The following is a 13,083-nucleotide window of genomic DNA, read 5'->3' on the forward strand; positions in this document are numbered from 1 at the left end:
ACAAACCTTTTAGGATTGTAACTGCAAGAGGTAAAAAAATGAACCGTTTTGAATTAGTTTCCAGCCACGATGATCTGGGGGTAACGCCGATTGAAAATATTTTTATAAACCACTATATGCCCCAGGCGCAGGGGGACTATGTAAAAGTCTACCTCTATGGTCTGAAACGTTGCTTTAACCAGGGCCTGACCCCGATCAGCAATGAGGATATCGCAAAAGATCTGAATCTGCTGGAAACCGATGTGAAAAAAGCATGGGATTACTGGGCTTGTGAAAAAATCATCGCCATCGAATACACCGGCACCCGGGATGCCCTCGTGCGGTTCTTCAACATCACCGGCACCATGATTTATAAAAATGAAGAGGTTCCCAAAACAGCGGTACCCCCAAAGCCAAAAACAGGTGATACCCTGGAAGACCGCATTGCCCGGATGTATGAAACCATTCAGGATATGTATGAAAGCCGGACGCTATCCCGAAAAGAAACCTACCTTTTCAAGCACTGGCTCAACGAATACCATTTCACCCCGGAAGCCATCATTCTCATCGTTGAATATTCCCTGAACATGATCAACAAAAAAGACAAGACCTTTACCTCGGCTCAGGTGGTTAATTATCTGGAAACTGTTGCCGAAGGCTTTTACACTGCCGGCGTTCGGGACCATATCGAAGCCGATACTTACATCAAAGAATCTGCCCAAAAAAGGAAATCCTATTATCAGATTTTCAAGTATCTTGGCATCGGGCGCAATCCCATGGTTTCTGAACGAACAATGATGGACACCTGGTTTTACGACTATGGTTTTTCCATGGAAATCATTGTCCAGGCATTATCCCGAACCAATAAACCGAACCTGAAATATATCGACGGCATCTTGAAGAACTGGCACGAAAAGGGCTTTAAGACACTAGAAGACATCAAAGCCGACAAGCCCAAACCACGAAAAACAGCAAAAGATACCGTCGAACCGATGAGCGATTCACGCAAGCAGGCCTACCTGGATATGGAAGTCGCCTTCACCGAAGATTTATGGCCGGAACTGGAGATAAATGATGAAGACCTATAAAGAAGCATTCGCCTTGCTGCTGGAGAAGCAGAACGCCCATCAGCACAGACAGCGCCAGAAGAAAGAAGCCCTCTATAAAAAGATCCCGGAGCTTTCCGCCATTGACGATGAGATGAACCGGCTGGGCATCGCCCTGACCCGGGCAACCATTGCCCGCGACACGAATAAAGCCGCATCCGTCCGTAACCAAATGAGTGCCCTGGAAAACCGCAAGAAAGAATTGTATGCGGGCAATGAGGAGCTGCTGACCCATTCCTATTTCTGTCCGCTCTGCGCGGATAAAGGGATGATCGGTTCCGAAATCTGCCAGTGCCTCAACCAGTGCCTGTCGGAACTCAGTTTTTCAACCTACGACTTGAAATCAAGAGCTCAGAAAGAGACCTTCGAGACTTTCAACCTCAAGTTTTATTCCGATGTTCCCATCATCGAAGGTGTTCCCAGTCCCAGCGAAAATGCTGCCACCAACAAAAGACTGATGAAAACATATTGCCGTAATTTCGACTCCCTGACCGGTCATCTGCTGTTTACCGGCCCGCCGGGGGTCGGTAAAACCTTTATGTCCAACTGTATCGTGAATGAGCTCTCTAAAAAAGGTTACGGCATCGTCTATATCACTGCCGCCCATCTGGTTTCCAGCATTCAGGATCAGATTTTCCGGGAGGGCAAAGCTTCCGATGAAATTTTCCAGCCGCTGATTCTCTGCGACCTTCTGATTATTGATGACCTGGGCGCGGAGTATTCTTCTGATTACAGTCAGAAACTGCTTTATGAAGTCATCGACACCCGTCTCAATGCCGAGAAAAAAATGATTATTTCAACCAATCTGACCGTTATAAAAATACAGGAGCTCTACGACGAGCGTCTTTCATCCCGCATCTGTGGAAATTTTAAAACCGTCGCTTTTCACGGAGAGGATATCCGCATCCTGAAAGCCAAAAAAAGCCGCTAAATTTTTTCGGCATTAAAAAAGCCAGTTATTCATCGACGTTTGCCGTCAGCAACCGTCATGAACAACTGGCTTTTTAGTCGACGTTTTTTGTCAGGACATCCGGGTGCTCCCATCCTCACTCCGGCTTTTTCATCCCGTAAATTTTATAAATCTCGTCGGTGTACTGCCCTTTCTCATCGTAAACAATCAGGGGGGGATCTGTTTTCATTCCCGGGCGACCGCTTTTTCGCCCTTCTATCAGAACAAGATTTGCCTCTTTCGTAATAGCCGAATAGACAAACTGAAGGTGCTTGACCTCAATTTTATAGCTCCGCATCAGGAAAATAATATCCCCGAGGCGTTCCGGGCGGTGGACGAGAAAGAGCCGGCCCCGATCCCGGAGCATGCGTTTGCTGAAAACAAGAATATCTTCGATATTGCACAGCACCTCATGCCGCGAAATGGTCTTGGTATCCTGCTTGTTTTTCAAGCCGCCCTGGGCCCGCATATAGGGCGGATTGCTCACGACCACATCATAGGAATTCGGCAAAATCTCGTCGCCGGGCTTCTTAATATCCCCATGAATAATTCTGATCTGATCCGAAAGCCCGTTCAATTCCATGCTGCGGCGCGCCATTTCCACTAACGGTTCCTGAATTTCGATCCCGGTGATGGAGTTCGCCTGGGTTTTTCCATAAAGCAGCAGGGGAATAATACCGGTTCCCGTTCCCAGATCAATGATATCAATTGCTCCCTTTGTCTTTTTTGAAACAAACCAGGATAACAGCACTGCATCCATTCCAAAGCAAAAATACTCCGGATTCTGTATAATCTTCAGATTCTTAAGCCCTAAATCCTCAATTCTCTCTCCATTTTTTAAAATGTTATCCACATTTAGCTCCTCCATTGTGCACTATTTGATGATATTTCGGGGTTATTCACAGCTTTTGTCCACAAAACATCAATTTTTGTCCACTAATTGTGGACAAGTTGTTATTGTTTTCATTTTATCCCATAAAAACTCGTCCAGCATGGGATTCCTGGAATCGTCGTTATTTTCATCAGTTGTTGATTACTGCCTGCCGAACTTATCCACATATTCACAAAAAATGTTCATAAATAATAACCGCTGTTTTAATTCCTTTTGCAAAGCCATTTCCAACTTCTCAGACAATAAGGAAAACATCTAAACCCTGTTGATAACAAAGAATCCTTCAAAATATAGCATTTTTTCGTTTTTTCCTTTAATCTCGCGTCATTCTTTGTTATAATGTTTAGTTATAAAGGACTGCTCTGTTCTGACGGTCTCGAGAGCACCCTTTTCAGACTTTCTTTATCATCCTTTATTATGATGATAAAGTCAATAATGAAATAATTAATTGTACCGAAATTTAAATGCGAAAGCGATGGATATACGATGGATAATGAAAAAGTCCAGCCAACAAAATTGGATATTATTCTTAAAAAAAAGCAATACCTGGATGAATCCATAAAAGCTTGCGAGATACGTATTGATGAAAAGCTCGCATCCCTGGTTGAAGAAGGTATCATCTCCCGAGAAATGAATCCTGATCTTTTTAATCCGGATGTTCATGATTTGAATCAACCTGAAGATCATTTTCTTTCCGGTATTGATATTTCAGATGATGATGCATTAGACCAGGCCGTTCGTAATTCACGACCGTTTGATAACAAAGGAAATCAGCTGGCTTTTGCCGGCGATGATCTGTTAATCGATAAAACATCAAAAAGCATGCCAGGGTTCGACACCGAAACCATCACGCCGGAAGAAGATGATGATGAAGAACTGCCGACGCTTTCCAAAATTCTGGGACGACCGACATCTCCCGGTGATGATTTTCAAAACGATGCGGCCTTTATCCAAACCGAATCGCCGGAATCCGAAACAGCGTCTGATTTTCCGGCCGCTGCCGAAGAATTTATTCTCGTTTCGGATCAACCTGACGTGTCAGATATGACTCAGCCATCAACCGACGCCTTCACTCTTGTCCCGGATGTCACCGGCCCATCAGAAACTGCGCCGCCATCCGCCGCCGAGTTTATTCTCGCCGCGGATCAAACAAAGACAGCCGAACAAACCGCAGCACCCACTGAGCCGATTCTAATCGGCAAGGATTCCATTGCACCTGAAGCCGAACAGCCTTCTCGCTTTGAAGCGACGATGCTGCCGGAAAAACGAAAATCGGCCGCTGCCAAAAAGAAAAAAGCCGTTCCGGATAAAAAAATTAAAGCCGCCGTTCCGAAACCCAACCTTACGGCGATGATCCTGCCTGCGATCTTTTTTATAGCAGGACTTGCTTTGTTTGGCGTATTTTTAACGCTTGCGGCCCAGACGTTTAATTTCGTGGATTACTCGGTGCTGTTTATTCTGTTCACCTGTCTTATTTTCACCATTGCCCTGCCGTTTAGTGCCAGTATCTTTTTTATGATCCTTCTTCTGTGCAGTTATATTGCCTTGTCGTTCATTTCTGTGTTTTATCTGGAGGTTCCCTTTGAGCTCTACCAGATTGGGTGGATTGTCATCATTCCCCTGCTTTTATCGAGCAGTACCCTTATGATCAAAAAAGTACGTGAACTTTTTGAATTCAAAAAAGCGCTGGAACGCCAGATCGCTGCCTACGATAACCTGGAGGAAAGCCCGGGACTGACCATTGAAAAAGCACATTACAAAGATTTGAAATACGCAATGGAACGGGCGGCCAGAGGTGAAACCATTCTGACGCTTGAAATGATTTCGATTTCCCACCTGGAAACCCTAAAATCCATTAACGGTTCCCGACTTTGGGACGAAATTCTTTATAAAACCATGAAAATAATCAAGCAGCATTGTTACAATACCCATCTTATTTACATCCTCGACGGACATATTTTCAGCATCATTATGGAAAACACTTCCGTGAAAAACCAGCTGCTGATCAATCAAGGTATTACTGAAGCTTTTCATGCTCTGATTGCCGAATATGATGCCATCGATGCGGAAGTCAAACTGAACATTGCGCCGGTTCCCTATTCACGGGATATCACCAATCCCTTCGATTACCGGACATTGGGATTACGGCATCTCAACAGCAGCGATAATTGAGCTGACCGTCACTGATATTTATAAAAGCCCATTAAAAGCTTCTGCTTTTAATGGGCTTTATGTTTATTTATCAGTGCTAACCAGCGCCGCTTTTTTCAACCATCCGGATTGCGCCCTGACCCCGAACGGGTAACCGCTGACACGTCCTGCATAAAAACCTATTAAAAAAAGAGGATACCTTTCGGCATCCTCTTTTTTATTCTTATGGATAAGTGATATAAGCTTCTAAATTCTGTCGGCCAAACTGGATACACTGATCATAGGTATCCATGTAAATATCAACGATACCCTCGGTAACAGCACCGCCACGATCTTCCACCGTATAGGTTATCCCCATTGACGGAATATAAATCTTTGTTCCGAATGGCAATCCGCTCCATGCCGCTACCGTATGGTTTGCGGTCGGCATCACGCCTGATGCGGTTGCATTTCCGGTTGCAGTATAAGCGGTACAATTCAGGATTGTCTGTACTGCGCCCTCTGGAATGGTAGTCGTTGTTTCACCTGCTGGTGTTTGCGCTGTCGGCGTCGTTGCTACTGGCGTTTGCGCTGTCGGCGTTGCTGTCACAGCCGGCGTTTCCACTGCTGGAGTTGCTGTTGCCGGTGTTTCCACCACTGGTGTCGTTACAACTGCTGTTTCTTTTGTTCCGACCTCAATTATTTCTTTAACCGGTTGCTTCACAATCTCCTCGGAAATAACTTCACGTTTAACTTCAACTCCGTTTTCATAAAGAACTCGTTCAACCTGGCTTGATGCTCCATCGATGCCGACCTGAACAACTTTTGTTTTTCCGACTTCCAGATCAGGATTGTCCTTTTTCTCGGTGGTGTAGGCAATGGCCTGTCGGCTTGGCAACTCGGAGATTTCAACCCGGATGACCTTGACTTGACTGATATCTTTCAACGCTGTGGCTTTACCCGGTTCAACACGGTCGAGCTCTTCCAGTTGAATGTTGTTCTCTTCCAGCAAATCACCAACGGTCTGGGCATCGGTTTGATAAGCAATGCTTTCTCCATCGACCAGAAGATTGCCGGTGGCCTTGACTTTCACCTCAATCGTGTCAACAGCGAATAATGCCGTCCCGGTATCAACACTGACTGTATAATCATCGGTAAGTTCAATTCCATTGTCTTCAAGAACATCCCCGACATTTTCAAAAATTCTGCCGCTCAGGACTTTTTCGGTATCACCAATCTTCACCGTCACTTCCTTTGCAAACGCAAAAGAACAGGTTGTTCCGATGATGCAAGTTACGATTATTCCCGTCATTCCCAGTTTAAGAACTGTTTTTTTCCCTTTTTTAAGGCCTTCTGTATTTTTTTCTTGCATAGAACCTCCGTTTTAATTTCAATGATTAACATTAAAATTAATTTTCGTTACAATTTATTTACAATTCGATTGTACTTCATTTCCAAATATTTGTCAAGATCAGATTTTTCTGATTGATATTTCTTAATTTTTTTGTTTATATAAACAGTTTATGTTTATATATATTAAAACATCCAGAAAGGAAGTATGATTATGGCTACAATACCCTATAAGATTTATTTAAGTGAAGATGAGATGCCCAGATACTGGTTTAATCTCCGTTCAAAAATGAAAACGCTCCCGGAACCGTTTGTTAATCCGGCAACCGGCGAATATTGCACCAAGGAAGATCTTCTCCCCGTCTTCTGCGAAGAACTGGTGGACCAGGAGCTCAATGTAACGGACACCGACATCGAAATCCCGGATGAAATTCGCGATTTCTATAAGATGTACCGTCCCTCACCGCTCGTCCGTGCGTATTGTCTGGAAAAAGCCTTGGATACGCCCGCTGAAATATATTATAAATACGAAGGCAGCAACACCTCCGGCTCGCACAAGTTGAATTCCGCCGCCGCGCAGGCCTATTATGCCAAAAAACAGGGGCTCACCTGTTTAACCACGGAAACCGGCGCCGGCCAGTGGGGCACGGCGCTGTCCATGGCGTGCGCCTACTACAATCTTGATTTAACCGTTTATATGGTCAAGATTTCCGCCGAACAGAAGCCGCATCGTCGTGCCGTGATGGAAACCTACGGGGCAAAAGTCATTGCTTCACCGTCCAACACGACCAACGCCGGAAGAAAAATCCTGGCCGAAACACCGGATACCAACGGCTCACTTGGCTGTGCCATCAGCGAAGCCATTGAAGTGGCAGTAACCACTGATCAATGTAGATATGTTCTCGGCAGCGTCTTAAACCACGTCGGACTGCACCAGTCCATCATCGGTATGGAAACCAAAATCGCCTGTGACAAATATGATATCAAGCCGGATATCATCATCGGCTGCGCCGGTGGCGGCTCCAATTTACTGGGCCTGATTGCCCCTTTTATGGCAGACAAAATCCACGGCGAAAATGATATCGACTTTGTCGCTGTTGAACCCGCTTCCTGTCCTACCCTGACCCGTGGCAGATACGCCTTGGATTTCGGCGATACCGGAAAAACAACTCCCCTGATTAAAATGTATACCCTGGGCAGCGGATTTATGCCTTCACCCAATCATGCCGGCGGATTGCGCTACCATGGGATGAACCCGATTATTTCTCAACTTTTTCATGAAGGATACATTCGGGCCAAAGCCTACGTGCAGAATGATGTTTTCGAAGCTGCCGTAAAATTCGCCCGGATTGAAGGCATCCTGCCGGCTCCGGAATCCGCCCATGCCATCAAAGCTGCCATTGACGAAGCCTTGACCTGCAAGGAAACCGGCGCAAAAAAAACCATCGTGTTCGGCTTGACCGGAACCGGATATTTTGATATGACCGCCTATGCCAGCTACAATGCCGGAACCATGACCGACTATATCCCGACCGATGAAGACCTGCAAAAGGGTTTTGACTCACTTCCCGAAATCGAACAGAAGTAAATCAGATTCCTTGACTGTTCTAACACACCAACTGATATGAGTTTTTTCATCAGTTGGTGTTTTTATCTGGATAATTTTCAGTCATAAATCATGGCTTGTTCACTTAATAAACACTTAGCAATATTACACTATTTATATTATAATTGGTTAAAGAGGTGAAATGGATGTATAAAATATTAATTACCGATGATGAAGATAAGATCAGAACACTAATAAAAAAATATGCAATTTTTGAAGGCCATGCGGCGGTGGAAGCCTCAAACGGCATGGAAGCGATTGAACTATGCCGCAATCAAACCTTCGATATCGTGATAATGGATGTCATGATGCCTGAGCTCGACGGTTTTTCGGCTGTCAAGGAAATCCGCAAAAACCAGGATGTCCCCGTGATCATGCTTTCAGCCAGAGGCGAAGAATACGACAAAATCCACGGCTTTGAACTGGGTATTGATGATTATGTTGTGAAGCCTTTTTCGCCCAAAGAATTAATGATGCGCATCGATGCCATCATGAAAAGAACTTCCAAGGACCACTCCGATGAACATGAGCTTTATCAGAAAGACGGCCTGATCGCTGATTTTACCGCCCGAAGAATTCTCATCGATGATGAAAATATTGAGATGTCACCCAAAGAATTTGACCTGATTTTTTATTTTATCCGAAATAAAAACATCGCTCTGACAAGAGAAAAACTCATTACCGAAGTATGGGGATATGATTTCTACGGAGATGACCGCACCCTGGACACACATATCAAACTGCTGCGAAAAAGTCTGGGTGAATATGCCGGGCTGATTACCACCCTCCGCGGGGTAGGTTATCGATTTGAAGGGTAAATCCGTTGAGAAGCAAGAATAAATCCAAGCGTATCCAAGCGGCAAAAAAAGCGAACCATATCAGCGTCAAATGGAAAATTTTTCTTTTCCTGCTCGGTTTTTGCGGCGTTCTCCTTGTTCTGCTTTGGCTTTCTCAGGTTGTTTTCCTGGATCATTTTTATAAGAGCATTAAAGTCAATGAAATAAAAACCGCTGCCAATACGATTGAAAAAAATATCGACAGCGAAAGCATCTCAAGCATCGTCTCCAGCATTTCGGTCAACAATGACATCTGCATTGAAGTTTTGTCCAGCAGCGGAGAGGTTCTTTATTCATCCCATGTACTGAAAGAGTGTATGATCCACAATAATTCCCGCTCGTTTGATGAAAATCCACTTTCATCGGGAATTGATAAAAATGATGGTGAGAGTTACCAGTATTACAAACATAATGAAACCGACAATACTGCTGTTGTTCCCGATGCTGCTGCCGGCACGACGGATGGTTCTGCTACAACGACTGATCCTGCAACGACTACACCTGATGCGACTCTAAAACCGGATCAGAAAGAACCGATTCCCGATAAAATAGCCCGGGAAAAAGAAAACATTATTTACACCAAATCGATAAAAGATGCTAACAACAATGATGTAACCCTTGTTCTCAATTCAGTTGTTTCCCCGGTTAATGCAACGGTTAATACCCTCCGTGTCCAGCTGTATTACATCACTGCCTTTATGATTCTGTTTTCGGTCATTCTGGCCCTTATCATTGCCAAATGGATTTCCAAACCCATTGAAGCGATCAATGACAGTGCCAAAAAACTGGCTACCGGAGACTACGATACCCGTTTTGAAGGAAGAGGCTACCGCGAAATTGCCGAACTTTCCAACACTCTGAACTATACTGCAAAGGAACTATCCAAGGTTGAGGGCTTGCGAAAGGAATTGATCGCAAATATCTCCCATGATTTGCGGACACCTCTGACTCTGATCAGCGGGTATGCCGAAGCCATGCGGGATTTACCCGATGAAAACAATTCGGAGAATGCACAAATCATTGTCGACGAAACCAAACGACTCACAACACTTGTCAATGACGTCATGGATATTTCCAAACTTCAGTCCGGCAGTTGCAACATTGAGTCACAGTGTTATGATCTCACATCCAGCATCAGCGAAACCGTCAACCGCATGAATAAGCTGATGGAAAAGGACGGTTACACGATCAGCTTTAAATCAGATCAGAACGTCAAGGTTATCGCTGATGAAACCCGGATTTCCCAGGTGTTTTATAATTTGTTGATCAATGCGATCAACTATACCGGGTCTGATAAAAAGGTTTTTGTCACTCAGAGTATTTACAATAATCCGGAGGATTCTGATTCTGAGTGGGTTAAGATTGAAGTAGCTGACACCGGCGAGGGAATCAGCGAGGCCGATCTTACCTACATTTGGGAACGGTATTACAAGGTTGATAAAACCCACAAACGGGCCGTTACCGGAACCGGTCTGGGACTATCCATTGTAAGAAACATCATCAGTATGCATCAGGGCGACTGTGGTGTTACCTCAAAAATCAATGAAGGCTCGGTCTTCTGGTTTTCCCTGAAAATATAATTTCCCGCAAATTTGCCCCGGTAACAACATTTGTTGTTTCCGGGGCTTTTTTATCTCAAAAATCCGCTTTTCCAAGCACACTGATATGCGTCTAAGCCTGTAGACAAAGCACGAACGCAGTACCGACAATTGTTACATCGTGTTGCACCCTAAGGGGCAGGCTCTTTGCATCAAGGCGAACAGGCGATCAGCCTGTACGAATTGCAAGCAAACAACTGATTAACAATTGGTCGGTACGGGTTGACAACCTGAGCTGCACTTATGTGTGTCTTTATTTTTACAACCTTCACAGAAAAAACACAAAATTAACAAACACTTAACAAATTGAACCTTTATACTATAGTCAAGTCAGAAACAGTGATAGCCTATTTCGCTAATCTTAACGGCTCATCGCCCGATCAACACAAAGATACTATGGAGGTATAAAAAATGATCACGAAAACATTTAAACGATATGAAAAAAAATTTCAATTGAGTGCATCACAGTTTGAACAGCTGCTTCCCATTCTGCTGAAAGAAATGGTGCCCGACTCTTTTACATCGCAAAATGATATCTATTCAATCTATAACATCTATTATGATACAAAAAACTACGATATCATCCGGCACTCCCTCTCAAAGCCATATTACAAAGAGAAACTTCGGCTACGAAGCTACGCCATTCCGTCTTCTCCGGACGACATGGTCTTCCTGGAATTGAAAAAGAAAATTGGCGGCATTGTCAACAAACGACGTGCCACCATGACGCTGGCTGAAGCCAACCGTTTTCTCTCAAACAGAGAATATCCCCAAACCATCAATACACTTAATCAGTTGGTGCTGGAGGAAATTGAAGTCTTTCTGGATCATCACAGCATTGAGCCCAAAGCCTATATCAGTTATGAGCGCAGCGCCTATTTCGGAAAAAACGATCCGGAATTCCGGGTCACTTTTGACCATAATATAAAAACCCGTCAGAACGATCTCGCTTTGGAAAATGGCGACTTCGGGAATCCGCTTTTACCTGAAGGCAGCTATCTTATGGAAATTAAGATTTTAGGCGCAATCCCCCTCTGGCTCACTCAAACACTATCGGAATTGAAGATCTATGCTTCAAGCTTTTCAAAATACGGCAATACCTACAAGGCCTACCGCAAACAAAGCATGGGCAAAATCATCACCCTGCCGATTCCGACCAACCCCGAACTCAACCGCAATGAATTAAAACCTTGCATCAATAAATAGTCACGATTCGCAAAACTGATCGTAAAGCTTACGACACTTTCGCAATTATCGATTATTAATCATCAATATATAAAGGAGAATCTTAATGTTAGAAACAGTATTCGCTTCAACGATTTCCGAAACCCTGACTTTTACCGCAACGTTGACTTCCATCTTTGCTGCCTTGGTCATGGGCTTATTCATCAGTATGGTTTATATCAAAACCCAGGGTAAAGAAGGTTACTCACCCGGTTTTACGATCACCCTGATCATGCTTCCTGCCATCATTGCCATCATCATCCTGCTGGTCGGCAACAATATCGCCCGGGCCTTCAGTTTGGCCGGCGCTTTCAGCCTGATTCGCTTTCGCAGCGCTCCCGGCGACCCCATCGATATATCCTATGTCTTCTTTACCCTGGGTGTCGGTCTTGCCTGCGGGATGGGCTACATCGCTTATGGCATTCTTTTTGCCATCATTCTCTGCACCGTCATGGTTATCCTCAGCATTACAAAATATGCCAAACCCAAAAACAAAAACATGCTGCTTAAAATTACCATCCCGGAAGATCTGGACTACCAGAACTGTTTTGATGATATTCTGAATCAGTACACTCAGGATTACAAAATTCAACGGGTTAAAACCAGCGACTTCGGTGCCCTGTTCGAAATTGTCTATGCTCTTCGCCTTAAAAACGATATCAACCAGAAAGAATTCATCGACAAGTTACGCTGCCGAAACGGGAATCTCAACATTGTGCTCAACACCGAAATCATTGATGAAAAAATCTACATTTAATATAAAGCAATAAACAGCAACACCCCCGGTGGCAATATACAAATCCACCGGGGGTGTTGTTTATTTCTTTTTGCTGTAGGTATCAATAATCTGCTCGGCTACTTTTCGTGGCGATATTCTCATATCCATCGCCTTTTTTTGAATGTATCGATGCGCCTCGTCTTCGGTCATATCCAGATAGCCCATCAAAAAAAGTTTTCCCCGATAGACGATACCGATATCCTCAATTTTTGCTTTTAACTCGGTGTTCTTTTTTTGGAGGCGTTGGAATTTATCCCGTGACTGGAGCACAAAACGGACATTTTGAACCAGCAGCTGGCGATTGAATGGCTTCGGCACAACAAAAGCCGCCGTATCCATCATTTTTTCCTCAACACTGCTGACTGAATCACTTTTTACAATGAGTATCACCCCAACCATGAATTTATCCATAATATCAATGGCAAAATCAGTGCCGAATTCGTCACCTAAGGGGGTGTTCACGATCACTAGATCATACTCTATTTCCTGAAGCCGGCGACGCCCTTCGCCAGCCGATGTTGCTGAATCAATCAGCTGAAAATTCATCGGCCGCAACACATCGGCAAGCACTCGGATAACATCATTCTGTTTACATACTAATAATACGCTGCTCATCCCCTCCACCTCCTGCCCTT

At 44.3% G+C, this 13,083-nt stretch carries 11 protein-coding genes; 8 read left to right on the forward strand and 3 right to left on the reverse strand.

The window, feature by feature from the left end; translation table 11 throughout:
- Positions 1 to 38: 38 nt before the first annotated feature.
- The gene (locus GH808_RS07050; protein ID WP_186842077.1) at positions 39 to 1,067 is read left to right on the forward strand and encodes a DnaD domain protein; all 1,029 of its coding nucleotides are present in this window, start codon (positions 39 to 41) and stop codon (positions 1,065 to 1,067) included.
- On the forward strand, positions 1,051 to 2,016 hold the full coding sequence (locus GH808_RS07055; protein WP_186842078.1) for an ATP-binding protein: 966 nt from the start codon (positions 1,051 to 1,053) through the stop codon (positions 2,014 to 2,016). Before GH808_RS07050 ends, GH808_RS07055 begins: the two co-directional genes overlap by 17 nt.
- 115 nt (positions 2,017 to 2,131) lie before the next feature.
- On the opposite strand, the gene GH808_RS07060 is transcribed toward GH808_RS07055, so the two are convergent.
- A complete protein-coding gene (locus GH808_RS07060) occupies positions 2,132 to 2,887 on the reverse strand; it encodes a tRNA1(Val) (adenine(37)-N6)-methyltransferase (protein ID WP_311135761.1) in 756 nt (251 codons plus the stop codon).
- Between the two features lie 525 nt (positions 2,888 to 3,412).
- Here GH808_RS07060 and GH808_RS07065 point away from each other — a divergent pair.
- Positions 3,413 to 5,098 carry a hypothetical protein gene (locus GH808_RS07065; protein WP_186842080.1) on the forward strand — a complete coding sequence of 562 codons (1,686 nt, stop codon included), beginning with the start codon at positions 3,413 to 3,415 and terminating at the stop codon, positions 5,096 to 5,098.
- Positions 5,099 to 5,300: 202 nt separating this feature from the next.
- On the opposite strand, the gene GH808_RS07070 is transcribed toward GH808_RS07065, so the two are convergent.
- Positions 5,301 to 6,428 (reverse strand): 3D domain-containing protein, encoded by a 1,128-nt coding sequence (locus GH808_RS07070; protein WP_186842081.1) that lies wholly within the window; start codon positions 6,426 to 6,428, stop codon positions 5,301 to 5,303.
- Positions 6,429 to 6,620: 192 nt separating this feature from the next.
- Here GH808_RS07070 and GH808_RS07075 point away from each other — a divergent pair, with 192 nt between their 5' ends.
- From GH808_RS07075 to GH808_RS07095, 5 genes are all read left to right on the forward strand, one after another.
- Positions 6,621 to 7,994, forward strand: coding sequence for a TrpB-like pyridoxal phosphate-dependent enzyme (locus tag GH808_RS07075; RefSeq protein ID WP_186842082.1), 1,374 nt, complete (start codon positions 6,621 to 6,623; stop codon positions 7,992 to 7,994).
- Between the two features lie 164 nt (positions 7,995 to 8,158).
- Positions 8,159 to 8,830: a response regulator transcription factor gene (locus GH808_RS07080; protein WP_186842083.1), complete on the forward strand. Its 672-nt coding sequence runs from the start codon at positions 8,159 to 8,161 to the stop codon at positions 8,828 to 8,830.
- 5 nt (positions 8,831 to 8,835) lie between these two features.
- On the forward strand, positions 8,836 to 10,428 hold the full coding sequence (locus GH808_RS07085; RefSeq protein WP_207722277.1) for a sensor histidine kinase: 1,593 nt from the start codon (positions 8,836 to 8,838) through the stop codon (positions 10,426 to 10,428).
- Positions 10,429 to 10,857: 429 nt separating this feature from the next.
- Positions 10,858 to 11,652: a polyphosphate polymerase domain-containing protein gene (locus tag GH808_RS07090; RefSeq protein ID WP_186842084.1), complete on the forward strand. Its 795-nt coding sequence runs from the start codon at positions 10,858 to 10,860 to the stop codon at positions 11,650 to 11,652.
- An 85-nt stretch (positions 11,653 to 11,737) separates the two neighbouring features.
- Positions 11,738 to 12,427, forward strand: coding sequence for a DUF4956 domain-containing protein (locus tag GH808_RS07095; protein WP_186842085.1), 690 nt, complete (start codon positions 11,738 to 11,740; stop codon positions 12,425 to 12,427).
- Between the two features lie 60 nt (positions 12,428 to 12,487).
- Here the strand turns inward: GH808_RS07095 and GH808_RS07100 are convergent, their stop codons facing one another.
- On the reverse strand, positions 12,488 to 13,063 hold the full coding sequence (locus GH808_RS07100; protein WP_186842086.1) for an ANTAR domain-containing response regulator: 576 nt from the start codon (positions 13,061 to 13,063) through the stop codon (positions 12,488 to 12,490).
- Positions 13,064 to 13,083: the final 20 nt, after the last annotated feature.

The organism is Acetobacterium fimetarium, from assembly GCF_014284475.1.
Classification (GTDB): domain Bacteria; phylum Bacillota; class Clostridia; order Eubacteriales; family Eubacteriaceae; genus Acetobacterium; species Acetobacterium fimetarium.

Coding starts and splice junctions, on each gene's coding strand:
- GH808_RS07095 (WP_186842085.1), top strand. CDS start 11,738: ATGTTAGAAACAGTATTCGCTTCAACGATTTCCGAAACCCTGACTTTT.
- GH808_RS07065 (WP_186842080.1), top strand. CDS start 3,413: ATGGATAATGAAAAAGTCCAGCCAACAAAATTGGATATTATTCTTAAA.
- GH808_RS07055 (WP_186842078.1), top strand. CDS start 1,051: ATGATGAAGACCTATAAAGAAGCATTCGCCTTGCTGCTGGAGAAGCAG.
- GH808_RS07080 (WP_186842083.1), top strand. CDS start 8,159: ATGTATAAAATATTAATTACCGATGATGAAGATAAGATCAGAACACTA.
- GH808_RS07075 (WP_186842082.1), top strand. CDS start 6,621: ATGGCTACAATACCCTATAAGATTTATTTAAGTGAAGATGAGATGCCC.
- GH808_RS07070 (WP_186842081.1), bottom strand. CDS start 6,428: ATGCAAGAAAAAAATACAGAAGGCCTTAAAAAAGGGAAAAAAACAGTT.
- GH808_RS07050 (WP_186842077.1), top strand. CDS start 39: ATGAACCGTTTTGAATTAGTTTCCAGCCACGATGATCTGGGGGTAACG.
- GH808_RS07090 (WP_186842084.1), top strand. CDS start 10,858: ATGATCACGAAAACATTTAAACGATATGAAAAAAAATTTCAATTGAGT.
- GH808_RS07100 (WP_186842086.1), bottom strand. CDS start 13,063: ATGAGCAGCGTATTATTAGTATGTAAACAGAATGATGTTATCCGAGTG.